The organism is Faecalibacterium sp. I4-3-84 (assembly GCF_023347255.1).
GTDB classification, from domain to species: Bacteria; Bacillota; Clostridia; order Oscillospirales; family Ruminococcaceae; genus Faecalibacterium; species Faecalibacterium taiwanense.
On sequence record NZ_CP094466.1, the window covers coordinates 1,042,298 to 1,066,388 of the forward strand.

General features: G+C 54.9%; 21 protein-coding genes and 4 pseudogenes. 4 read left to right on the forward strand and 21 right to left on the reverse strand.

Translation table 11 applies throughout. The features are described from left to right. Nucleotides 1–110: 110 nt before the first annotated feature. The 18 genes and pseudogenes from MTP41_RS05175 to dctP all read right to left on the reverse strand — a co-directional run bounded on the left by MTP41_RS05175 (nucleotide 111) and on the right by dctP (nucleotide 15,366). On the reverse strand, nucleotides 111–821 hold the full coding sequence (locus tag MTP41_RS05175) for a response regulator (RefSeq protein WP_249236351.1): 711 nt from the start codon (nucleotides 819–821) through the stop codon (nucleotides 111–113). Next, complete coding sequence (locus MTP41_RS05180; RefSeq protein WP_442900365.1) at nucleotides 814–2,697, reverse strand: DUF4118 domain-containing protein; 1,884 nt, start codon at nucleotides 2,695–2,697, stop codon at nucleotides 814–816. The genes MTP41_RS05175 and MTP41_RS05180 overlap by 8 nt, the downstream gene beginning before the upstream one ends. 280 nt (nucleotides 2,698–2,977) lie before the next feature. Next, the gene (locus MTP41_RS05185; RefSeq protein WP_249236353.1) at nucleotides 2,978–3,625 is read right to left on the reverse strand and encodes a potassium channel family protein; all 648 of its coding nucleotides are present in this window, start codon (nucleotides 3,623–3,625) and stop codon (nucleotides 2,978–2,980) included. An 11-nt stretch (nucleotides 3,626–3,636) separates the two neighbouring features. Continuing rightward, nucleotides 3,637–4,974: a TrkH family potassium uptake protein gene (locus MTP41_RS05190; protein ID WP_249236354.1), complete on the reverse strand. Its 1,338-nt coding sequence runs from the start codon at nucleotides 4,972–4,974 to the stop codon at nucleotides 3,637–3,639. Nucleotides 4,975–5,142: 168 nt separating this feature from the next. Continuing rightward, nucleotides 5,143–5,268, reverse strand: a pseudogene (locus MTP41_RS05195) (DUF6061 family protein); the annotation flags it as partial. Nucleotides 5,269–5,281: 13 nt separating this feature from the next. Beyond that, entirely contained in the window at nucleotides 5,282–5,548 is a 267-nt protein-coding gene (locus tag MTP41_RS05200; protein WP_442900348.1) for a hypothetical protein, read from the reverse strand. Nucleotides 5,549–5,637: 89 nt separating this feature from the next. Further along, a complete protein-coding gene (locus MTP41_RS15695; RefSeq protein ID WP_242959109.1) occupies nucleotides 5,638–5,844 on the reverse strand; it encodes a recombinase family protein in 207 nt (68 codons plus the stop codon). 22 nt (nucleotides 5,845–5,866) lie between these two features. Beyond that, nucleotides 5,867–5,986 (reverse strand): annotated as a pseudogene (locus MTP41_RS15700) (recombinase family protein); the annotation flags it as partial. Between the two features lie 269 nt (nucleotides 5,987–6,255). Further along, entirely contained in the window at nucleotides 6,256–7,005 is a 750-nt protein-coding gene (locus tag MTP41_RS05215; RefSeq protein ID WP_249236355.1) for an SDR family NAD(P)-dependent oxidoreductase, read from the reverse strand. Nucleotides 7,006–7,020: 15 nt separating this feature from the next. Then, complete coding sequence (uxaC, locus tag MTP41_RS05220) at nucleotides 7,021–8,433, reverse strand: glucuronate isomerase (protein ID WP_249236356.1); 1,413 nt, start codon at nucleotides 8,431–8,433, stop codon at nucleotides 7,021–7,023. Nucleotides 8,434–8,491: 58 nt separating this feature from the next. Beyond that, nucleotides 8,492–9,292: an SDR family NAD(P)-dependent oxidoreductase gene (locus tag MTP41_RS05225; RefSeq protein WP_179859575.1), complete on the reverse strand. Its 801-nt coding sequence runs from the start codon at nucleotides 9,290–9,292 to the stop codon at nucleotides 8,492–8,494. Nucleotides 9,293–9,306: 14 nt separating this feature from the next. Next, nucleotides 9,307–10,533 carry a UxaA family hydrolase gene (locus MTP41_RS05230; protein WP_097776320.1) on the reverse strand — a complete coding sequence of 409 codons (1,227 nt, stop codon included), beginning with the start codon at nucleotides 10,531–10,533 and terminating at the stop codon, nucleotides 9,307–9,309. 13 nt (nucleotides 10,534–10,546) lie between these two features. Continuing rightward, nucleotides 10,547–10,882, reverse strand: a complete 336-nt coding sequence (locus MTP41_RS05235; protein WP_249236357.1) for a UxaA family hydrolase — start codon at nucleotides 10,880–10,882, stop codon at nucleotides 10,547–10,549. A 1-nt stretch (nucleotide 10,883) separates the two neighbouring features. Further along, nucleotides 10,884–11,597 (reverse strand): RraA family protein, encoded by a 714-nt coding sequence (locus MTP41_RS05240; RefSeq protein ID WP_249236358.1) that lies wholly within the window; start codon nucleotides 11,595–11,597, stop codon nucleotides 10,884–10,886. 6 nt (nucleotides 11,598–11,603) lie between these two features. Next, nucleotides 11,604–12,353, reverse strand: coding sequence for an alpha/beta hydrolase (locus tag MTP41_RS05245; protein ID WP_249236359.1), 750 nt, complete (start codon nucleotides 12,351–12,353; stop codon nucleotides 11,604–11,606). Between the two features lie 6 nt (nucleotides 12,354–12,359). Then, nucleotides 12,360–13,661: a TRAP transporter large permease gene (locus MTP41_RS05250; RefSeq protein WP_249236360.1), complete on the reverse strand. Its 1,302-nt coding sequence runs from the start codon at nucleotides 13,659–13,661 to the stop codon at nucleotides 12,360–12,362. Further along, nucleotides 13,662–14,150, reverse strand: coding sequence for a TRAP transporter small permease (locus MTP41_RS05255; protein WP_249236361.1), 489 nt, complete (start codon nucleotides 14,148–14,150; stop codon nucleotides 13,662–13,664). Nucleotides 14,151–14,250: 100 nt separating this feature from the next. Further along, nucleotides 14,251–15,366, reverse strand: a complete 1,116-nt coding sequence (gene dctP, locus MTP41_RS05260) for a TRAP transporter substrate-binding protein DctP (protein WP_249236362.1) — start codon at nucleotides 15,364–15,366, stop codon at nucleotides 14,251–14,253. Between the two features lie 404 nt (nucleotides 15,367–15,770). Here dctP and MTP41_RS05265 point away from each other — a divergent pair, with 404 nt between their 5' ends. Next, nucleotides 15,771–16,895, forward strand: coding sequence for an enolase C-terminal domain-like protein (locus tag MTP41_RS05265; RefSeq protein ID WP_097776313.1), 1,125 nt, complete (start codon nucleotides 15,771–15,773; stop codon nucleotides 16,893–16,895). Nucleotides 16,896–17,139: 244 nt separating this feature from the next. Here MTP41_RS05265 and MTP41_RS05270 read toward each other — a convergent pair whose 3' ends face one another. Further along, entirely contained in the window at nucleotides 17,140–18,222 is a 1,083-nt protein-coding gene (locus MTP41_RS05270; protein WP_097776312.1) for a LacI family DNA-binding transcriptional regulator, read from the reverse strand. 940 nt (nucleotides 18,223–19,162) lie between these two features. On the opposite strand from MTP41_RS05270, the gene MTP41_RS05275 reads away from it, so the two are divergent. The 3 genes and pseudogenes from MTP41_RS05275 to MTP41_RS05285 all read left to right on the forward strand — a co-directional run bounded on the left by MTP41_RS05275 (nucleotide 19,163) and on the right by MTP41_RS05285 (nucleotide 21,471). Continuing rightward, nucleotides 19,163–19,597, forward strand: a complete 435-nt coding sequence (locus MTP41_RS05275) for a plasmid mobilization protein (protein ID WP_249236363.1) — start codon at nucleotides 19,163–19,165, stop codon at nucleotides 19,595–19,597. Further along, nucleotides 19,569–20,584 (forward strand): annotated as a pseudogene (locus MTP41_RS05280) (hypothetical protein). The gene MTP41_RS05275 and the pseudogene MTP41_RS05280 overlap by 29 nt, the downstream one beginning before the upstream one ends. An 11-nt stretch (nucleotides 20,585–20,595) precedes the next feature. Continuing rightward, the gene (locus MTP41_RS05285) at nucleotides 20,596–21,471 is read left to right on the forward strand and encodes a hypothetical protein (protein WP_097776429.1); all 876 of its coding nucleotides are present in this window, start codon (nucleotides 20,596–20,598) and stop codon (nucleotides 21,469–21,471) included. Between the two features lie 518 nt (nucleotides 21,472–21,989). On the opposite strand, the pseudogene MTP41_RS05290 reads toward MTP41_RS05285, so the two are convergent. Together MTP41_RS05290 and MTP41_RS05295 are read right to left on the reverse strand one after the other, a co-directional pair. Then, nucleotides 21,990–22,115: pseudogene (locus MTP41_RS05290) on the reverse strand (DUF6061 family protein); the annotation flags it as partial. Nucleotides 22,116–22,321: 206 nt separating this feature from the next. Further along, entirely contained in the window at nucleotides 22,322–23,995 is a 1,674-nt protein-coding gene (locus tag MTP41_RS05295) for a recombinase family protein (RefSeq protein ID WP_249236364.1), read from the reverse strand. Between the last annotated feature and the right edge of the window lie 96 nt (nucleotides 23,996–24,091).

The following is a 24,091-nucleotide window of genomic DNA, read 5'->3' on the forward strand; positions in this document are numbered from 1 at the left end:
CTACCAACAAAGAAAAACAGAGCGTTCCCGACGGGGAACGCCCTGTTGTACATATCGCTTGTCTGTGGTCTTTTGCAGGGTGCGTCCGCAGGGCGCACCTTGTTTTTTTACTATGCTTCATCGTTTTCCACACGAAGCATCCGGTATCCGACACCAACATGAGTCTGGATCAGATGCGGCGCATCCGGGTATCGTTCCAATTTTTTGCGCAGGGATGCCATATAAACACGCAAGGAGGCAATGTCATTTTCCTGCGTGCTTCCCCATATTTGCTGTGTGATGGATGTATGCGTCAGCACCTTGCCCACATTATGCGCCAGCACACACAGCAGTTTGTACTCGATGGGGGTCAGATGCAATTCATTCTCACCCAACCAGACGCACCCGGCCGAGAAGTCGATCTTCAAAGGACCATTGACAAAAACCGGACTGTTTATGCCGTCAGAAGCCAGCAGATTCAATCGGCGCTGCGTTACACGCAGTCTTGCCAGCAGCTCGTCCACGGAAAACGGCTTTGTCAGATAATCGTCTGCGCCGTTGTCCAGTGCTTCGATCTTATCAGAATCTTCGCTCCGGGCACTCAGGACAATGATGGGCAGGTTCGACCATGTGCGGACGCTGCGAATGACCTCGATGCCGTCTATATCGGGCAGCCCAAGATCCAGCAGCATGATGTCCGGATTGTGGCTGGTAGTCATCATGATCGCCGTTTCCCCATTGGAAGCAGTCAGATATTTATAGCCGTGGGTCTTCAGGGTCGTTGTGATCAGACACCGTACAGGAACATCATCCTCTACGACCAGAATGGACGGCTTATTCATGAATGTTCACCTCGCTTTGCGGCAATGCAAAGGAAAAGACACTGCCATTGGGAATGTTGTCACGCAGGGTCAATGTTCCGCCGTGAGCCGTCAAGATTGCACGGCAGAGGGGCAAGCCCAAGCCAAGGCTGCGGTGGCTGTCTGCGATGCGGCTCTGCCCGGTATAAAACATCTCGAACACCTGTGCTTTTGCGCGATCCGGAATGCCAGGGCCGTTATCTGCCACTTCCACTACGACCTGATGGTCTTTCCGGTAAGCCGAAATCTGAATGACCGAGCCCACGGGGGTGTATTTGATGGCGTTATCCACCAGATTGACAACGACCTGCATGATCAGCCGTGCATCCACATTGACCAGGAGGATCTCGTCCCCATACTGTGTTGTGATGGTGTGTTCGCAGCTTTTCCGGTTGACATGGTGCAGTGCTTCTTCGATCATTTCGTCCATCAGCTGCGGTGAGATCTGCAGATTCATCCGGCCATCTTCAATGCGGGTGATGGAAAGCAGATTTTCCACTAAACCAATCAGCCATTGTGCATCGTCAAAAATATCGGTGCAGATCTTGTTCCGGGTCTCTGTATCCAGCGTTTCTCCGTTGGAAAGCAGATTGCTGGCATTGCCGGAAATGGAGGTCAGCGGGGTGCGCAGATCATGCGAGATCATGCGCAGCAGGTTTGCCCGAAGCTGTTCATTCTGCGCCTGCATGGTAGCTCGTTCTTTTTCCAGCGCAATGCGACGGTTTTCCACTGCCAATGCGCATTCACCAAGGATCGACAGCAGGACGCTGTTTTCAAACGCATCCATGGAGCGTTCCGACAGGTCGATGCCGATAACACCAAACACACCGCTGCCTGTACGAATCGCAAGGTACAGTCCTTTTGCATCGGTACAGTAATCCGTTGATGCACCCGAACGCTTCTTATTTGCAAAGCACCACTCAGCGGCACTGCGTTCCGGCGCAGAATCAAAACTGAGTCGGCTGCTTTCTTCCACTGTGTTAAAAATTTGCCCCTGTCCAAGAGAACCATCCTGCTCTGGATACACGATCAGGTTCCGGTTTAGCAGTTTGGTAAGCTGCGCTGCCGTCAGGGATAAAATTTCGTCTTCGTTGGTCGCTTTCTGCAAAAGCTGGCTGGTATCAAACAGCACCTTCGTCCGAAACGCCGCCTGTGCAGACATTTTTGCCTGATCTTTCAACCGGGTCGTCAGCGTACAGGTGACGATGGCAGAAGTCAGCATCAGCACAAAGGTGATTTGATACCCCGGATCATAGGCATGGAATGTCAGTCTTGGCTCCGTCAGGAAGAAGTTATAGAGCGCAACGCTGGCAATCGAGCCCAAAACGCCGCAGGAATAGCCAGATGTTGTAAGAGCCGTGAGCAAAACACCCAACATGTAGAACATAATGATATTGTAGCGCGCAAAGTCCAGTTGCAGGAACAAAAAGCCGATCACCGTGATGCAGGCTAGAATCCCTGCCGTAATCAGCAGGTCACGGAACGATGGGACGATGGAACGGGCAAACAGCCTTCTGCCAGAGCCGTAATCCTGCTCAACTGCTGCATCCGGGATGATATAAATATCCAGATTGGGCGCAGTCAGCGTCAATTTTTCAGTCAGTGACGGTCCACTCCAGAAATGGCGGCGATGTACGCTGGAGCGCCCCAGTACGATTTTTGTAATGCCGGAGATCCGGGCAAACTCTGCGATCTGCTGTGGAATGTCATCGCCGTAGAGGGTCGTAATATCTGCGCCCGCCTGTTCCGCCATGTGGATATGCTGCTGCAAGCGCTGTTTGTCCTGCGCACTCATCCAGTCGGCATCCGGTGTTTTGACATACAACGCAGTAAAAGAGCCGCCGAATGCCTTTGCCATTGTTGCCGCCGTCCGCACGATCTTTGCATTGGAGGGAGAGGACGACAGACACGCCAGAATATGTTCAGTGGGTGGGTCGTTCTGATTCATAAAGATCACCTGCCTTGCCCACAGTATAGCACAATTTGATGGTCACGACCACCAGCCACGTCTTTTTCCTTCCTGTTGAAGGATCTCCTTCCGCATGTGATCCAGCGCATCTGCTGCCCAAAAACCACTCAACATAACTCCAAGAACCATCAGTAACAAAACGACATCCATTATGATCCGTCCTATCTTTTCAGAGCCGGAAACACTTCTGGATCGATGCGTATTTTCCCAAAACCAGCATACTTTCATCCCGGCACAGCTGCGTATCCGGCGTAATGCTCATATCGAGCTTTCCGTCTTTTTTCAGCGCAAGAATGTTGATGTTATACTTTTTTCGGATATTGATCTCACCGATCGTGCGATCCGTCCATTCCGGCGGAATGGTCACTTCCATGATGGCGTGGTCGTCCTGCAGCTCGATATAATCCAGAATGTGTTCGGAGCTGTATCGGATCGCCGCCCACTTTGCCAGCTGCTTTTCCGGGTAGACCACTTCATCCGCACCGTTGCGCAGCAGGAACTTGGCTTGTACATCCCGCTCTGCACGCGAGACCACAAGCTTTGCTCCCAGCTCCTTGAGCAGTGATGTTGTTTCCAACGAGTTTTGAAAATTACCGCCGATGGTTACGATACACACATCAAAATTGCCAACACCAAGGGAGCGCAGAAAGTATTCGCTGGTGCTGTCACCGATCTGTGCATTCGTCACATAGGAAAGCACGGCGTTCACACGGTCTTCGTTGCTGTCGATCGCCATGACCTGATGACCCAGCTCATTCAGTTCCTGCGCAATATGGCGGCCAAAACGGCCAAGCCCAATCAAAAGAATCGATTTCATACTTGTCTCCTTTATCCGATTGCGATCTTCTCCTGCGGCAGACGAGAGTGGGCAGGGCTGCTGCCAAATGCCGCATAGATCAACGTCAATCCGCCAACACGTCCCAAAAACATCAGTGCGATCAGCACCCCCTGCGAAAGGACCCCCAACTGCGGTGTGATGCCCAATGTCAGACCCACCGTTGCCACAGCCGAAGCAGTCTCATACAGACAGACCGACATCGGCAGCTGCTCGGCCGTAGCAATGACAAAGGCTCCGAGGAAGAACAGCGTCAAATACATTCCTGCAATGGTGGCAGCATTCTTGACCGCAGAACCATCTATGCGCCGCCCGAAAAATTCGGCATCTTCTCTGCGGCGGAAGGTCGCCCACATATTGGCCAGCAGAACGGCAAATGTTGTGGTTTTCATGCCGCCTGCCGTAGAGCCGGGCGAACCGCCTAACAGCATCAGAACCACCATCAACGCCTGTGAAGTGCTGCCCATCGCAGCAAGATCGGCGGTGTTAAAACCGGCAGTACGGGGGGTAACGGATTGAAACATCGACAATAAAATGCGCTGCCGGGCAGAGCCTGCCGTGAACTCGAAGCAATAAAAGTACAGCGTCGGCAATACCAGAAGAAATGCCGTTGTGACAAGGATCACCTTGCTCTGCATCCGGTAACGGTGAAAATCAAGGCGATATGTACAAATGTCCTCCCATGTCAGAAAGCCAAGGCCGCCAAAGACGATCAGGGCCGCGATCACTGTGGTAAGCAATGGGTTTCCTGCATACCGTGTCAGCGAAACAAATTTTGCCCCCTCTGTTCCCAGCAGGTCAAAGCCGGCATTGCAGAACGCCGAAATGGAATGAAACAACGCGTACCAGATCCCGCGCAAACCATAATCGGCGCAGAACGTCGGCAGCAGCAGTGTAGCACCGACCAATTCAAACAGGGCGGTGATCCGCAGAATAAAGCCTGTCAGCCGCACGATGCCGCCCATCTGCGGGGCAGCAGTAGCTTCCTGCATCGTGCTGCGCTGCTTGAGGGAGATCTTTCGCCCGGAAAGCAGCGCAAAGGCAGCGCCCACCGTAATGACACCCAATCCTCCGATCTGGATCAGAAGAAGGATCACGCTTTGCCCAAAAGCCGACCAGTAGCTTCCGGTATCCTGAACCACAAGTCCGGTCACACAAAGGGCGGAGGTGGAGGTAAACAGTGCCTCATGGAACGGTGTGACGCACCGCTGCTGTGCAGCGATCGGGAGCATCAGAAGCAATGCGCCCACCAGATCAACTGCCGCAAAACCTGCAATAATAACCTGAAAAGAAGAAAAACGGTGCCGCTTGTAACGAGGATATTGAATCATAAAAGCTCCTTTACCTATCCGTGTGCATAAAGATTAGCATGGAATAGATAAAAGAGCCGTAAAGAAAATTGTAGAAGTATAAAGATTCCATTAAAATTGATCGATCAACACCAAATAATAAATGCTGGACATCACCAGCTCAAAAAAGCGGTAATGTCCAGCATTCATTCAGATTTCTAACCCATGGCTCCCGGCCGCATTCTTCAGATATTTCTCCGGCTCTCCGTTCAGAATCAAATCCGCGTAGCCCAGCGGGTCGTTGTGGATAAGATAATCCGGTTCAGACCGCTGTGCGCCGCCGCCCTGTTCAAGTCCTCTTATCCGCGGTTACTACTAAAGGGAAACGGTCATGTAAAACAAAAAAGACAGCTATCAAAAGCTGTCTTTTTTGTGGTGCAGGAATGCAATCCAAATCCGAACCATTTCCCTTTGAAGCAGCTTCTGCCGCTTCCTCAAATGTGATGGCCTGTGTACCTTCTTTATAGTTAAAGGTGATGAGAACCTTATCATCATACAGATAAATCGCATTGATGAACGTATCCACCAATGCCTGCCGCTGGTCTTTCAGGCTCATGTCCAACTTGCGGAAGCGCATCAGCCATCGCAATCCAACTTTTTAAGCGTTTGCAACATCGTTAGATTGCATATCGCAAAATATGCCGGTTAGAACAGTATTCCAAACCTGCCCTTGCGATTGAAGCGGATAAATTCCTCTTTGATTTTGGGTTTTGCCAGCTTTTCCTGCACCTTGTTGAACAAATCCTCTGACACGAGAGCCGGGATCGCATTGGGCTGTACCACATCCCGCGAGCGCAATTCGCCGATATACCGGCGATTACTCAGCATCCGCTGAATCGTATTGTAGGACATCTCCCCGCCCATCGAATTCTTAATGTTGTGCGCCTTTAAAGCCGTTCTTCTCCGCATAGGCAGTGCATTCACGAATCTGGCCTTCGATGGATTCTTCTCGCTGGTTGTCAGTGGAATAACGAGCGTAGATCACGGCAGTCATGGCAGACACCTCTCTTTTACATCAATGAACGGTGGAGCGTTCATTCAAAATTTTGATTCGTATAATGATATACCATATTTTGCGGAATAATGTAATAGAAAAATCCCCTGTTCTGAAAAAAGGCCCACCTGTCTGCTATGCTCGTCGTTGCAGCAGACAGATGGGCCTTTCTCATTTACAGATTCTCGCTGAAGAGTTTTTCCATCGCGATTGCTCTGGCTTCTCTATTACCTCCTCCAGCCAATTATATCCTGAACTAAACCAAGGAATCAATAACCAAAGGCCAGTGCTCCGCCATCGACGGCAAAATCCTGTCCGGTGATGTAGGATGCACCGTCGCCCACCAGGAACTCGGCCATCTTGCCCAGATCGCGGGTGTCGCCGTATGCGTGCAGCGGCATCCGGTTCAGGATCTTCTGCTCGCGGGCGGCATCCACCACCTGCTCGTTCATCTTGCTGCGGAACCAGCCCGGAGCAATGCTGTTGACGGTGATGTTGTCCTGTGCCCACTCCACAGCCAGTGCGCGGGTCATGGCCAGCACAGCGCCCTTGCTGGTGCAGTAGGGGACCACTTCGCTGAAGCCCAGATGCGCACTCATGCTGGTGATGTTGATGATGCGGCCCTTGTCGGCGCTCTTTTTCAGGTAGGGGTAGCAGACAACGCTCATCTCGAACAGGTACTTGACGTTCACGTTCATGATGTTGTCAAACTGCTCCATGGGGAAGTCCTCGGCGCGGCACTTGAAGCTGACACCGGCGTTGTTGACCAGAAAATCAAGGCAGCCGCCGTGCTTTGCGGCAAGGTCTGCGACCATGACCTTCATGGCCTCTACGTCGCCCACATCGCCTTTCAGGTGTACGACACTGGGGGCGCTTTCACCCACGCCCTCTTTGGGCTTTCCGGTACGGCTGATGACATAGACCGTTGCGCCGGCCTCGGCCAGCACATTCGCGATCTGGAACCCGATGCCGCTGCTGCCGCCGGTGACGATACCGGCTTTTCCTTTCAGATCTGCCATAGTGCTCTCCTCCTATCAGATCTCGACGTTGAAGTCAAAGAACTCGTTGACATTGTTGAAGCAGACATTCTCAATGGTCTTTTTCAGCTCTTCCTCGCCGGAGAAGTACTCTCCGCGCTCCACCAGGCTGCCCAGATAATTGCACAGCACACGGCGGTACAGCTCGTGACGGGGGTAGGAGATGAAGCTGCGGCTGTCGGTGAGCATACCCACGGACAGCGACACGGGGTAGAGGTTGGCGCAGGCCTCGAACTGGCGCTGGATGCCGAAAGCCTGATCGTTGAACCACCAGGGTGCGCCCAGCTGGACTTTGGCCTTGGTGCCGTTATCGCAGAAGCCTGCAGCCAGAATGGCCCAGGTCTCGATCTTGGTGCCGTCCAGCGGGTAGATAATGGTCTTGGGCAATTCGCCGATGGTGGTCAGGTTGTTCAGCAGTTCGCCCACGCCCTTGACCGGAGCGGCATCGTCGCAGCAGTCAAACCCGGTGGACTGACCCACGCTCTTCACATGGCTGGTGTTGGCATCCAGATAGGTGCCGATGTGCAGCTGCATGACGTAGTGATTGCGGTTGTAGATGCGGGCCATCTCAAACAGGAAGGCGCTCTGGTACTGGTCGATCTCGTGCCGGGTCAGCTTGCCGCCGCTGCGGGCCTTGGCAAAGATACCCTCCACCTCGGCAGGGGTGTAATCGGCCCAGTTGAAGTAGGGGATGCCGTCGTCGCTGACCGTGGTGCCGGTGACCTGCTGGAAATACTGCAGGCGCTTTTCCAGCGCACCGAGCATGTCGGCAAAGCTGCCGATGGGCTGCTGGGCGGCTGCAGACAGCTTGTCCAGATAGGCTGCGAAATCTGCATTGGTGCAGAACATGGCCTTGTCCGGGCGGAACGCCGTGATCACACGGGTGAACATCTTTTCTTCGTTCAGCGCCTTGTGATAGCGCAGATCGTCGATGGGGTCTTCGGTGGTGGAGACCAGACGCACATTGCTGTGCTCCATGCACCAGCGGCGGGTCATGTGCTTTTCGGTGATAAGCTTTTTGGTGCGGTCATAAATTTCCTGTGCATTGGCTGCGGTCAGGGGGTCGTCGATGTCGAAGTAGCGCTTCAGCTCCAGTGCACACCAGATGTAGATGGGGTTGCCCACCAGCTGGGGCAGAATTTCGGCAAACTTCATGTACTTTTCGTAGTAGCTGGCGTCACCGGTGATGTACTTCTCGTCGATGCCAAAGGTGCGCATACAGCGCCACTTGTAGTGGTCGCCGCGCAGCCACATCTCGCCCAGATCTTCAAACTCCTTGTTCTCGGCGATCTCCACGGGCTGCAGATGGCAATGGTAATCGATGATCGGCATATGCTCTGCATACTTGTGGTAGAGCATCTTGCCGGTCTCATTGGTGAGGAACAGCTCTTCGCTGAAACGGTTATTCATATCAGATATCCTCCAAAAATGCCCACCCGTCTGTTCCGGATGGGTGGGCGTGTTTTCATCAGAAGCCGATCAGGGCACCGCCATCCACGGGGATGCAGGTGCCGCTGATGTAGCGGGCTGCGTCACTGCACAGGAATGCTGCGCACATGCCGACGTCCATGGGGTCGCCCACGCTCTTGGCGGGGATGCGGCCCATGATCTTGGCCAGACGCGGCGGGTCATTATCGGTAGCTTTGTGGAACATCGGGGTGTCGATCCAACCCGGTGCAATGGCGTTGACGGTGATGCCATACTCGGCCAGTTCTGCGGTCAGGGTGTGGATCAGGCCCAGATAACCGGCCTTTGCGGTGGAGTAACCTGCCACCTGCGGCTGACCGATGTAGCTGGTCATGCTGGCCTGGAAGATGATGCGGCCGTGGCCCTGCTCCTTCATCTGGGGAACAAACGCCTTGGTCAGGGCAAAAGCACCCACCAGATGCACATCCAGCACGCTCTTGTAATCCTCCACGGTCATATCCCAGATGTACTTCTTGCAGTGGTTGCCGGCGTTATTGACAAGGATGCTCACCGGGCCCTGCTCGGCAGTGATCTTGTCGGCCAGCTCCTGGGCATGGTCGGTGTCGGTAATGTTGAACTGGTAATATACCGCCTTGTCGCCGAACTCGGCCAGCGTATCGGCCACCAGCTCCGGTGCACGGGAAGCCACAATGGCCACCTTTGCGCCTGCGGAAACAAGGCACCGGGTAATGGCAAGGCCCAGACCCGTTGCACCGCCGGTGACAACAGCCACCTGGCCGGACAGGTCGTACCAGTTCTTGATGCTGAACTCCTTCATCTGTTCTTCGGTAAATGCTGCCATGGAAACAGCCCTCCTCATTCTTCGCAGGCGCGCTTGAAAGCGACCTGCTTTTCCTGATATTTATACGGTACAAAGAACTCGTGGTGGCCCTGCGCTTCGCTCTTGGTGGGCTGACCGGCGGCGGTCTTTACCACCAGCTCGGTCAGGCGGCGGGCCAGCTCGCTCTGGGTGCACTCGCCCTTCAGCACGGGGTTGGCGTTGAAGTCCATGTCCCCTTCCATCCGGGCATAGGTCGCACCGTTGCCGGTGATCTTGATGCAGGGTGCCACGGCGCTGCCCACCACATTGCCGCGTCCGGTGACGAGGAACACGATATGGGCACCGCAGCTGGCAAGGTCCATCAGACCTTCGTTGTCATTGGGGTTGGTGATGCCGAACTGCATCCAGTAGGGGTCCGGGGTGGAATCCAGCAGCCACAGGCCCGGGTGGGGTGCCGGGCAGGACACCTTGATGACGCCCTGAATGGGCCGGGAGCCGCTCTTGATGACGGCACCCATGCTCTTTTCTTCAATGGTGGACAGGCCGCCCGCAAAGTTGCCGGGGCTGACCGAATACTGCCGCACACTGCGGCAATAGTCCAGCGCCTTATCATAGGTATAGCGCAGCTCCTTTGCCGCCTGCTCCGAGGCGGCGCGTTTGAGCAGCAGGTGATCCAGACCGATGGCTTCCACGATCTCTTCAAAGATCGCGGTGCCGCCCTGATCCACCAGCCAGTCATAGAAGCGGCCGACCACGACGTTGCCGGCAAGACCGCTGGTGTAGTCGCTGCCGCCGCATTCTGCGCCGATGACCAGATCTTTTACCGACATCTCCACGCGGGGCGTGTTTTCCAGCTCTTTCAGGGTATTCTGCACCCAGTCCACACCCTTGCGGATGGCCGGCTGCGTGCCGCCCTCGTTCTGGATGAACATCCAGCTGGTGGGCTTGCCTTCTTCGTCCGCGATCTTGGACAGCCATTCCGGCTGGACATATTCACAGCCAAGGCCCACCGCCAGCACCGCGCCCACGTTGGGGTGGCGGATAAAGCTGATGAGCAGGTTGACGGCATACTGATTATCGGTGCAGCCGTCGAACCCCAGCAGCTCCACCTCGGCGCTGCCGCTTTTTGCCACGATCTGCTGGGCCACAAACTCGGCGCACTTGACCGTATAGATCACCAGCACCCGGTTCCGGATGCCTTTTGCGCCGTTTTTGCGGGCGTAGCCGGGCCAGGTGAGGCTTTGCAGTTCATTCCAATCCATAAAAGCCTCTCCTTTACTCGTACTTTGTGTCCTTGGGCGCACCGGTCCGGACATCCAAATGGCTGGAACGCTGGTCGTACACGCTGCGCATCACGTGCAGATGTACCCAGCTGCCCGCCGGGATATCCGTCGTTGCGCGACCGATGACGACGCCGTACTTCACGATGTCCTCGCCGCTACGGATATCCCGCAGGGCGATCTTGTGCCCCACCGGCACTTCGGTGGTGGCCTGCACCTCCGGAGCACAGGCATCGCCGCGCAGCTCCACAGGACCGGGCACCAGCGGTGTCAGGGCGGTTGCCACATTGTCCGCAAGGTCGATCTGAAAGGCGTTCTGCTTTTCGTCCATGTTACAGCACTCCGAACTTGGCAAAGGCATCGGTGACCATCATGCCGTCCTCAATGGCCTTGCGCATGGTCTTTTCGGTGCTGGCCTTGACCAGCGCCTTCTCGATCACTTCGGGGGCGACGTCCTTCGGGATGATGAGCACACCGTCGATGTCGCCAAACACGATATCGCCGTTGTGGATGGTGACCTGTCCGATCTCGATGGGGCAGCGCCACTTGAACACATAGGTACGGACGGAAGAATCCTGTGCCCAGGTGCCGGAGCAGAACACCGGGAAGTTCTGCTCAATGACCTTGGGGGTATCGCGGGTATAGCCGTCCAGCACAGCGCCCACAGCGCCGCGGGCCTTGCCGCAGGCGGTGAGCAGCTCGCCCCACAGGGCGCTGTTGTGCGCACCGGTGGCAATGTAGATCTCGTTGGGTTTCAGATCGTCCAGCGCCTCGGTCATATAGCCAAACGGCTTATCCTCGGGGTACTCAAAGACATCGTTCTCCAGCACGGTGCAGGCATAGCCGGCCACCTTCAGGCGCTTGTCCTCGGTCTCCCCGGGCAGGATGTAGGGTGCCGTGGGCACCTGTGCTGCCAGCGGACGGATGGAAGCAGGCAGGAACTGGTGCTTATAACCCATCTGGTCCAGAATATCGCCCACCACAGGGGTATACAGCTTTTCTTTCATCAGGGCGAACATTTCGTCGTCGTTTTTCCACATAGCCATGGGAAGTCACTCCTTTATTGTTCTCAGGGTATCCAGCCATTCCAGGCACTGCCCAAACCAGCCGGCAATGTGCGGGTCTGCAAGGCGGTGTTTTGCCGGTTCGTCCACTTCAGGCGTTGCCAGGCTCAGGCCGTGCACTCCGCGGGGATAAAGATGCATTTCGTAGCGCACACCGGCCGCGCTCAGCGCACCTGCCAGAAGCAGGCTGTTCTGCACCGGCACTTCCGGGTCGGTGACGGTATGCCAGAAGAAGGCAGGCGGCGTATCTGCCGTGATCTGCGTTTCCAGCGAATACCAGCCCGGATCGTCCGAACCGGCCAGATTTTGGATACTGCCGCGGTGGGCGTACTTTCCTGCGGTGATCACCGGATAGCCCAGGATCATGCCGTCGGGGCGGGGCAGCCCCAGCTCCTTCCAGTGCACGCCGAGGCTTGCGGCCAGATGGCCGCCGGCCGAAAAGCCGCACACCAGCACCGGTAGCGCCGGGAAGCGCTGTTTTGCGGTCTGTACCGCTTCGCCCAGCTGCCGCACCGGCAGAGTGCCCAGCGGAGGCTGTGCCGGCGTTTCACGGACGGTGTAGTACACCACCGCCGCCGCCCAGCCGCCTGCGGTAAAGGCGTTGGCCACCGGCTCGGCCTCACGCGGCGAGAGCCACTGGTAACCGCCGCCCGGGCAGATGAGCACGATGCCTTTGGGGTCTTCAGGGGCATCTGCAAACCAGAGCCGTGCCCCCAGCGGCAGTTTTACTGTTTCCATCGGCAATCAGTACAGCAGATTGGGCAGCCACATAAAGGTCTGCGGGAAGTAGGTCAGGATGATCAGCGCGATGAACATGGTGATATAGAAGGGCACCATCTTCTTGGACAGAGTCTCGATCTTGATGCCGGAAATGGCGGAACCGATGAACAGGGTGGAGCCGACCGGCGGGGTCAGCAGGCCGATGCCGAGGTTCAGCACCATGACGATGCCCAGATGGATGGGAGACAGACCCAGCTGCATCCAGATAGGCAGGATGACGGGGGTCAGCATCAGGATCAGGCAGGCCATCTCGATCAGGCAGCCCAGGCACAGCATCAGGATGTTGAGCAGGATCAGGATGATGATCTTGTTGCTGGTGATGGAGAACAGGCCGGTAGCAATCATGGTGGGGATGCGCAGGTAGGTCAGCAGGTAGGTGAATGCACCGGACACGCCCAGCAGGATCAGCACCTTGCCCAGCGTCTCAACAACGTTTGCAAAGATGTGGGGGATATCCTTGAAGGAGAAGCCCTTGTAGATGAACAGGCCGACGCACAGAGACCACACAACAGCAGCTGCTGCGGACTCGGTGGTGGTGAAGACACCGGCGATGACACCGACGACCACGAACATGACGGCCAGCATGCCCCAGATGGCGTGGAAGAAGGCCTTGATGCAGGCTTTCAGGTTGAATTTGCCGGTGACGGGGATGTTCATCTTCTTGGAGTAGTAGTAGGAGTAGACCATCAGCACGATGCTCAGCACAGCGCCGGGCATGTAGCCTGCCACGAACAGCTGGCCGATGGAGACGGTGGTGACACCGGCAGCTGCCAGCGTGAAGATGACCATGTTTTGAGACGGGGGAACCAGAATGCCTTCCACGGAGGACGCCATGGTCAGGCAGGTGGAGAACTCGCGGTCATAGCCCTGCTCTTCCATCATCTTGATCTCGATGGGGCCAAGGGAGGCGCAGTCTGCGGAAGAAGAACCGGAGATGCCGCCGAAGAAGAAGGATGCCACCACGTTGACCATGGCAGCGCCGCCGTGCATCCAGCCGACCAGCTCTTTGGAAAAATCGATCAGGGTATCGGTGATGCCGCCGGCGCTCATCAGCTCACCCATCAGGATGAAGAAGGGCACGGCCAGAAGGGTATAGGAGTTCAGGTTACTGACAAATTTCAGAGCCATCTGCATGGGGTTGATGCCCAGATAGAAGAAGTCCAGCAGAGACGCCACGCCGATGGCGTAGACCACCGGCACACGGAGGAACACCAGCACCAGGAACACGCCCAGCAGCAGGATGGTTGCGATCGTTGCAGTCGACATTTACTTGCTCTCCTTTCGACCCAGCACCCAGTGGCCCATCACGGCAAAGATGTTCAGCATGCCGGTCACGGGCAGTGCGCTGTACATGAAGGAATACGGCACATTGATGCCTGCCATGTTGTTGTTTGCGCCCTGCTGTGCCAGCTTGATGCCGTACACGATCAGGAAGATGGAAAAGCCCACCACACAGACAGTAGACAGGATGTCGGTGAGGAACACACCGGTCTTGCCCAGCTTTTCGTCAAACATGGTCACAGCCAGATGCTCGTTCTTGCGCACCACCAGCACACTGCCCAGCAGGCTCAGCCACACCAGGCACAGCAGCGAGAACGGCTCGCCCCACATGGGAGAGTTGTGCAGCACATAACGCCCGAAGAAGATGTAAAAGACCACGGCCACCAGTGCACCCAGAATGACCGCGCAGATGTGGCGCAGGATCTGGAACAGTGCGGCGTCGACCTTTTCCCAAACGGCTCTGAATTTGTCCATAATCGACTCCTTATTGCTTGTTTTTAAAATTCCCCACGACCGTTGCCAGCCGCGGGGAACGTTCGTACCTTATTGATCCGTCAGAACGGTCTGCCGGAGCTTAGTAGTTGCCGCCCTGGATCTTTGCGATGATATCCTGCGCATCGGTGCTCTGCTTTGCATACAGAGGTGCGCAGGCCTCCTGCCACTTCTCGATGTCGGCAACTTCCAGCAGGGTGATGCCCTTGTCGCCGAAGGAATCGAAGCATGCCTGCTCCTGCTTCTGGTTGTACTCATAGCAGGCTGCGCGGGCTGCCAGAGCAGCTTCCTTGATCCAGCCCTTCTCGGTGTCGTTGAAGCCGTTCCACTTGTCGGCGTTCATCAGGATGACGCCGCAGCCGAAGGTGTGTGCATCGGTGATGAAGTAGGGAGCGACCTCGTTGAAGCTGTTGCTCATGTAAGAGGTGACACCGTTCTCAGCGGCATCGACGACGCCGGACTGCAGGGAGGTGTACAGCTCCGAATAAGCAATTGCGGTGGCGGAAGCGCCCAGAGCATCCATGGTGCTGATCATCAGGTCAGTCTCGGGAACGCGAACCTTCAGACCCTTCATCAGGTCGAGGGTGAACTCAGTGGGCTTGCCCAGACGCTCGTAGACCTTCGGGGTGATGAACATGCTGCGGGGGCCTTCGACCAGCCAGCCCAGAGCCACGTAGCCGCAGTTTGCATCCTCGACGCTCTGCAGCAGCTCGTCGCCCAGGCTGCTCTCGGCAACATCCTCAAACTGTGCCATGTCCTTGAAGACGTAAGGCAGGCCGGTGGTGCCGATCAGCTCTGCGCCGTAGTTGGGCAGGGAAGAAGCGTTGCCGCGGAAGATATCCAGAGTGCCCATCTGGATGCCCTGCATGGACTCGGCCTCGGAACCCAGAGTGCCGTTGATATACAGGTCGATCTTGATGTGGCCACCGGACAGCTCTTCGATCTTCTCGGCAAAGGTGTGTGCGCCCACGGTTGCGCCGTAGTCCTCACCGTTGACCTCGTTCCAGGTCAGGGTGAAGTCGTTGCCGGAGCCGCCCTCACCTGCGCCCGCTGCAGAAGCTGCAACAGAAGAAGCAGCGGTGGAAGAAGCTGCCGTAGAGGTGGAAGCGGAAGAACCGCCGCATGCCGTCATGCCCAGAGCAGCTGCAGAAACACCAACGACCTTCAGGAAGTCACGACGAGAAATTGCCTTTTTCATAAGAAATCTCCTTTTTCTCTCTTTGGCTGTTTGGAATCGTGTGGAACCGGGGTGGGGACGGCGTCCTCGTGCCGCGCCGCGCCCTTGTCACAAAAACGTTTTTTTCGACTTTCATTGTCAATATCTTAGCACGTTCCCACCCTGAGGTCAATGTTTTTCAGATTTTTTCTCCTGTTTCGCATTCATTTTTGTCAATTAGCACAGTTTTTGGCAAAACCGTTTTGGCGGTGTGCCGATTTTACTACCGAAATTCTGGAAATGCTTTACATCCATCGCCTTTTGCATTATAATCAAGCAAAAACGTTTCGTTTTGATTAATCGACGCAGTTCCGTCAAACAATTTTTGCCGCAAGGCAGAGATTCAGCCGGAATATTCCTGTACCAAAAAGAAAGAGGTGCTTTTGATGATTATTACCAAATTCGAGACATGGTGGGTCGAGCGCGGCCGCTGCCTGTTTGACGAAAAGCGTCAGGGCGGCGCTAAGATGGGCTGGGATGTGATCGCCATCAAGCTGACCACCGATACCGGCATTGAAGGCGTTGCCACCTGTATGGCTGCCCGCAGCGGCGCTGTGAGCGAAGCCTACCTGCAGGAGAGCATCGGTCCCGTGGTGCTGGGCCGTGATCCCCATGACCGCGAGGCCATCTTCCAGGAGCTGTGGACCATCGACCGCCACGAAGCGTTTTTCCCGGTGTTCCTGCCCGGCCCGGTGGATGTGGCCCTGTGGGATATCTGCGCCAAGGAAGCCGGCCTGCCTCTTTATAAGTATATCGGTGCCTGCCGCGACAGCCTGCCGGTCTACGCCAGCGGCAACTTCCACGGCACAGTCAAGGAATACGTGGACGAAGCCCTGTACTACCAGAGCAAAGGCATCCCCGGCTACAAGGCACATCCGGGCGGACCGGTCAGCTTTGACATGGAAGTGCATCAGGCTATCCGCGATGCTGTCGGCCCCGATTACCTGCTGATGAGCGACCCGGTGGGCGACTATACCCTGAACGAGGCCGTTACCGTTGGCCGCCAGCTGGAAAAGCTGAACTATAAGTGGTTCGAAGAGCCTTTTCGCGACTTTGAACTGTACAAATACACCGAGCTGTGCCGCACGCTGGATATTCCCATTGCTGCCACCGAGACCACCCGCGGTTGCCACTGGGGCGTGGCGCAGGTCATCGCCCAGCACGCCGCCGACATCGTCCGCGCGGATGTCAGCTGGAAGGACGGCATCACCGGCACACTGAAGATCGCCCATCTGGCCGAAGCCTTCGGCCTGAACTGCGAGATCCACACCACCACCATGAACTACATGGATCTGGTCAACCTGCATGTCAGCTGCGCCATCAAGAACTGCGAATACTTTGAGTACTTTGTGCCCGAAGAGAACTATACCTTGCCCATGAAGGGCAAGCTGCCCATCGATGAGCACGGCATCATCCATGTGCCGCAGGGCCCCGGCGTCGGCGCCGAGCTAGACTGGGATCTCATCGAGAAGAGCTGCCGCAGCTACCGTAAGCTCGAGTATAAGGGCTGATCTGCAAATCGCTATTTTCTTACCTGCTCATTTTTCTCTCCCATTTACCCCATTATCTCCATGGAAAAAGGACTGTTGCACAAGGATATAAGCCAGTGCAGCAGCCCTTTTTCCTGCTTTATCCGTTTCATTTCGTACTGTCAACGTTAAAGCAAAAGACCAGAGTTGTAAAGCCTTTTGGCTAAATAACTCTGGTCTTTTTGTTGGAGCTTGTGCAGCAGCCCCTTTTCGTTTGCATTCTGTTTTAAATCAGAAGCCCCCGGAAGTTGCCGCTGTCATACATTACGGCATTGCTGCGGAATACCACCTCGGAGCCAACATAGATGGTATTCTGCTCCGGCGCTTTGCCCTGCACCAGATACTCCACCAGTGTCTTGATGCCCAGGTATCCCTGTGCATAGGGGTTTTTCTGCACCAGATTGTTGAGTACTTTGTCCTGCAAGGCCGTCATGTTTTCCGCAAACACATCGCTGCCCACTGCAAAGATCCGGCCAGCCTTGCCGCACTGCTGCAGCGCCTGCGCCAGCATCACGCTGCTCTGCGAAAGCACGCTGCAGCAGGCTGCAACGTCCGGCTTTTCCAGCAGATGCAGGATGGATGCCTGCGCCTCCGGGCTGATATAGCAGGAGTGATCCAGATAGATGCGGTTCTGCGCACCGTTCTCCTGCATGTAATCCTCAAAGCCCTGCACGATGCGGGCGTGCTGCTCCCATTTCGGGCTGCCCGCGCAGAGCACCACGCTGCCGAACACAGGAATATGGCTGAAGATCAGCTCGGCCATTGTCCGCCCGATGACCTCGTAGTTCGGCTGTACGCTGCACAGCGGTGCCGACTGCGGGTTGCTGAAACCCACCTGCACCACTGCCACACCGCTGTCGCGGACATGCTGCCACTCCTGCCGGCTCAGTGCTTCCAGATGGCCCACCGTCAGCAGGCCGTCCAGTTTGTCTTCTGCCAGCAGGGCGCGCACCTGCTCCACCGCGCCGGAGGAAGCCGGGTCAACTTCATTCGGAAAGCGGAATTCCCGGCACTCTACGTTCAGGTCTTCCGAGCTTTTCAGATAGTCCCGCACGCCCTGCCACAGAGGCGGGTAATAGAAGCGGTTGTGGCCGCTCTCATCTGGCAGCAGCACAGCGATGTGCTGGGTTCGGCGCTTTAGGCCGGAAGCCATCTTGTTGGGCCGGTAGCCCAGATTGTCGGCGATCATGCGGATGTGTTCCCGCGTGGCATCGCTGACACCCGGTTTGTCGTTCAGGGCCTGATGCACTGTACTGATAGAAACGCCTGCTGCCTGCGCAACGTCACGGATCGTGATTTTCTTGTTCATGCGGAATTCCTTTGTTCCCTGCTCACAATTATGAATCGGTTGTACTCATTATATCGCACTTTTTCCAACAATCAAGCAAAAGCGTTCAACAGCTACAGTAATATCCGCTATTATTGTGACTTACAAAAGGAACAAACCAATCAAACTTTTCTTCATGGTACTTTACTCATAATCAAACGGTGTTTGTGCCTTTATCCAAGTTTCGAGGGTATAAGCTCTACCATCATTGCTTTATCACGATAAATTTTGCAAAACTCTCTTGACGCACCCACACTTCCATGCTACCCTTTATTCCAAATCCTGCCGAAAAGTGGTGGTTCTCACCGTGATAACCACCGCTTTCAGCGGATGACTGCCCAGAAAGAATGTACCGCCCCACAACACACCCGATCATTTTGCCGCCGTTTCACCCCGACAAAATTCTTCGCCTGTACTGCGTGGCGGTATTTTTCTTTTCTGGAAAGTTGCACCTTGACAACCGCATGAGCCGTCCGAACGTGATACCGGCTTTTTGTCAACGCCGCTGCATAAACAGGGGCAGGAACTTCGTTCGGAGCAAACGGTGACCCCTTGCATGAGCAGCATCACCTCTACTTATTTTTGCGTCTTAACAATTCGGAAACATTTGTTGAAAATGCATTTTAAGCGCAGCGGTAGAGGGCAAGAACCGTCCCGTGGCCACAAATTTTCAATTCTTGAAAATTTCCTGGCCATCCGGGACTTCACTTCTGCAATGCGTCTGCATTTCCGAAGTGATCTTGTTGGGGTAGCGCTTGTCGGGGCAACGCCCCTCCATCTGCTGTCGCAGACTGCGCTGCGCTTCGCAAACGCGGTCCCACCCCAAACCCTGCTCATAGTTCGCACCTGACGGTGCGAACAGCAACGGCGTGTCGTGCTTACATAACTTCACCGAGGAGTTATCGAACAGACAGGAGGTATAATGACCAAAACGAATGTTCAACCGATTCCTAGCAATTCTCAGCACCACGACACGCCGAACAACAAAACGCACATCATCAAGTTCCGTGTGACAGCGGAGGAAAAAGCGTCACTGGAACTCACTTGCAAACTCCTAAATCTCTCCCTCTCCACTTTTATCCGCCGCGCCATCCACAACGTTAAGATCGAGAAAACAGTCATCGTTACCAGTGGTGGCGAAGAAACCCTGACTGCCGTTTCCACTCTGCTTGCCCAGTGCAGCAAGGTGGGCACCAACCTCAACCAGCTTGCAAGGCACTTCAATTCTGGCGGTGCGGACACCGAGCAGATCCGAGCGAAAATCCTTGACGAACTTGCAGACCTGACCGCCTTCCGGCTCCACGCCGAGAAAGTTCTGGGTGAACTGTATGGCAACGCTCAAGCATATCGCCTCTAAAAATTCAGACTACTCTGCCGTTGAAGCGTACCTGATCTACCAGCACGATGAGTTCACCGGAAAGCAGCTTCTGGATGAACAGGGCAAGCCGAAGCTGCGGGAATCGTATCTGCTCAATACGCTTAAGTGTGGCGATTTCTCCTTTGCAACAGCCTGTCTGCTGGCAAACCGCAAGTACGGAAACAGATTTCTTCGGTGCTGTACTGCGCCACGAGCTTTGAAGATTTTTCTGACAGGCTTATGCAACAGTACGGCATCACGGTCAAGGAAAGCCGTGGGCGGCTCAGCTATCTGCCCGCCGGAAGGACAAAGTTCATCCGGGCGAAACATCTCGGTGACAACTACGACAAGGAAGCCGTGTTTGCCACGTTGCAGGCAAATACCGAACGCAAACCCAAGGCGCAGTTCAAGCAGGATACCATCGGGAAACTGATCGACATCCAGTCGAGGATGACCGAGGGCAAGGGCATCGGCTATAAGCGTTGGCTCACGAAACACAATCTCAAAGTTATGGCACAGACCGTGAAGCTTCTGCAGGAAAAGGGCTTGACCGACGAGGACACCTTGAACCAGCGCATCGCTGAACTGGAAACCAAGTATCACGATGCACTGGCAGTGGTGAAAGACCTCGAAGGTCGCATGAAATTCAACAAAGAGCTGCGCTATCATGTCGCAGCCTATACCAGCACCAAGAATGTTGCCCAGCAGTTAAAGACCGCCAAGCGCCCCGCAGCCTTTGAGGAACAGCATCGCGCAGAGCTGACAGCGTACCGAGCGGCAGCAGCCTATTTTAAGGCAAACAACATCACCAAGCTGCCCAGCCCGAAAAAGCTAGAAGCCGAGTATGCGCAGCTGGCATCCGAAAAGGCAAAGTTCTACGAGCAGTACAAGGAAGCCAAAGAGGAGCTGCTCAAACTGAAAACCGCAAAGCAGAATGTTGCGTTGTTCTTCCGGGAGGACGAACGGATGCAGCATCACGAGAGATAAGGAGTGTGCGTATGATCAATCTGAAAATCGACCCGGAGTTCCAGAATCAGATTCCGCCGCTGACGGACGATGAGTACAAGCAGCTTGAAGAAAATATCCTCAAAGAAGGCAAGCTGCTCTCTCCTTTGATCGTGTGGAACAACACACTTGTTGATGGTCATAATCGTTATGAAATCGTTCAGGAGCATCCCGAAATCTCTTTCTCCACGATGCCGCTCCCGTTTGAAAGCCGGGAAGAAGTTCTCGCTTGGATCTGCAAGAACCAGTTGGGACGGCGAAACCTCACGCCAGAGCAGAAGAAGTTCCTCATTGGAAAGCAGTACAGTGTGGAGCATCGGAAACCCGGTGGAAACGGCAACAACCAGTATACGGTTACTGTCGAAGAACCGGTTCAGGAGGAATTGTGTCAAATTGACACAATTCCTCCCACCTCTGCGGAAGCAAGCACCCGCAAACAGATTGCAGAGCGGAACAACGTTAGCGAATCCTATGTTGTCCGCTCAGAAAAGTTCATGAAGGGTGTGGATATCCTGGAGCAGATGATACCCGGTATGCAGGAGAAAATCCTGTCCGGGCAGTTCAAAGTCCGTGATGCCGATATGCACCGCCTCGCCAGAGCCAATTTTCCGAATCGCAAGCAGATCGTGCACGAGATTCTGCACCCGGAGGACCGCCCTTCTCCGCAGAAACGAATCTACGGAATCAACTATTCTGCACTGGAAGCTGCCGTCCGGCGAATCCAGCAGGATGTTGATTTCCTGATGAAATATCTCCCCAAGGTGCCTGATGATGCCTATGTGAAAGTGGAGACCACGAAGATCCTGAAGCAGCACAAGGCGTATATGGCACAGTTTGAAGAAATGCTGAACGACGAAAAAGTCGCATAACGACAGGCACTTGTAAGACATCAACGAGCCACCAGCCGCAAGTGCAGGGCAGAAAACTTCTGCACCCTTGCGCCTGATAAAAATGGAACTTTGATTTTCTCGCCCGGCTTTGCTGCGGTGGGACGATCAAAGGAGCGTGCGTTTGAACAAAAAGAAAAAGTCCACAAACACTTCCCCTTACCCTGATGAAGTCATTGACCGTCTGGCACGAGCATTCTACCCGGCCATCCTTGCCTGCTGGAACAGCGAGGAAGGACAACGGTCACTTGTCGGGGCAAGGCCCCTCCATCTTGCTTGCACAAGACCGTTCGGTCGCTTAAAAGCCCCACTGGGGCTTTCATTGCTCCGCTGCGCTGCGCAAACGCGAGCTTGCCGCATGGCAGGCGGAACAGGCTCACATCTCCGGCAAAGAAAAACAGAGCGTTCCCGATGGGGAACGCCCTGTTGTACATATCGCTATCGTATGTGGATTTTGGCAGGGTGCGTCTTTCGGGGCGCACCCTGTTTTTGTTTTGCCTTTAATCTTCTAGCCCGTGACTTCCTGCTACATTCCGCAGATATTCCTCTGGTTCGCCGTTCAGAATCAGTTCTGCATACGCCAGAGGGTCGTTGTAAATAAGATAATCCAGTTCAGACCGCTGTGCGCCGCCGCCCTGTTCAAGCCCTCTTATCCGCGGTTGCAGCTAAAGGGAAACGGTCATGTAAAACAAAAAAGACAGTGGACAGTCTGCCTCCCGGTAGACATTCCTACAGGTTGGGAACCGCGCACTAACAAAAGCCCCACTGGGGCTTTTGTTGCCCCGCCTGCGGTGGGGCCGTGCTGTTCAAGTCCTCTTATCCGCGGTTACTGCTAAAGGGAAACTGCCGTGTAAAACAAAAAAGACAGTAGACCGTCTGTCTCCCGGTAGGCATTCCTACGCGTTGGGAACCGCGGGCTAAGCAAAGCCGCACTGTGGCTTTGCTTACGGCGCTGTGCGCCGCCGCCCTGTTCAAGTCCTCTTCCGCACCGAAAAAGAAAAACCAGTACACATTGTGTACTGGTTTTTCTTGGTGCAGTAAAGCAATCCAAATCCGAACCATTTCCCTTTGATGCGGCTTCTGCCGCTTCTCCAAAAGTCACGGTCTGTGTTCCTTCTTTATAGTTGAAGGTTATCAAAACCTTATCATCGTACAGATAAATCGCATTGATGAAGGTATCCACCAGCGCCTGCCGCTGGTCTTTCAGGCTCATGTCCAGTTTACGGAACCGCAGCAGCCAGAACCGGATGAACTCCTCCGTGACCTTGGGCTTTGCCAGCTTCTCTTCTGCAATGCGGGCTTCAAGCTCACGCTTGGTTTCTTCCAGCTGCTCCAGCCGCTCCTTGGTGGAGCTGGTCAGGATACCGGCCTGAATCGCATTGAGCATATTCTGGATACCAGATTCAGCATCCCGAAGCTGTTTCTCATAGAGGGGAATGTTGGTGTTCTCCTTGTTTTGCAGTTCCATCACCTTGGCGATGATAGATTCCATGGCGGCATCGTCTTTGACAAGCTGCATCGTCTGGTTGACCACCAGATCTTCCAGCCACTGTTTACGGACGGTCTTTTTCTTGCAGCCCTTGTGCTTTTTGGCAGTGGCACATTTATAGTAGCGGTGGACTTCACCCGTCCGGCTCGTGCCGCTTTCGCCAAACATCAACGCCCCACAGTAGCCGCAGAACAGCTTGGTGGTGAGCAGGTAGTCATCCTCTGCCTTTCTACGGGCAGGGGCTTTCTTGTTTTTGGCGATTTTCTCCTGCACATCCTCAAACAGTTCCAGCGGAATGATGGGCGGGATAGCATCCGGTACGACCACATCCCGGAATTTCAGTTCTCCGATGTACCGCCGGTTTTTGAGCATATGTTCGACGCTGTTATAGGTAAACGCACCGCCCACCGGGTTCTTGATGCCGTTTTCGTTCAGCCAGTCCCGGATCTCCTTCATGGTGGAGCCTTCATTGTACTTCTTGAACGATTCCAGCACAAAAGGCGAGGTGAGAGGGTCAATATGGAACTTCCGTTCCGAATCCAGCGTGTAACCAAAGGTTCCACGACCACCGTTGCAGCGTCCTTTCAGGATGTTCTCGGTCTGTCCACGCACGACCTTCTCGGCAAGGTCAGCGGAATAATACTCGGCATAACCTTCCAGCACCGATTCCAGAATGATGCCCTCCGGCCCCTCGGAGATGATCTCGGTGGCAGACATGAGCTTGACGCCGTTCTTCTTCAGTTGGGTCTTATACCGGGCACTGTCGTAGCGGTTCCGGGCAAAACGGTCCAGCTTCCAGACCAGCACAATGTCAAACAGCTTCTTGTCGCTGTCCTTAATCATCTGCTGGAACTCCGGGCGGTTGTCCGTCTTGGCGGAGATAGCACGGTCAATATAGTGCTTGACGATGGTGATGCCGTTTTTCTCGGCATAAGCCGTGCATTCCCGGATCTGGCCTTCGATGGATTCTTCGCGCTGGTTGTCCGAGGAATAGCGAGCATAGATCACGGCGGTCATGGCGGGCACCTCCATTTTATACGTCATTAAACGGTAATACGTTCATCAAAGCAATATTTCGTATAATGTATATACCACAGTTTTGCCCTGATTGCA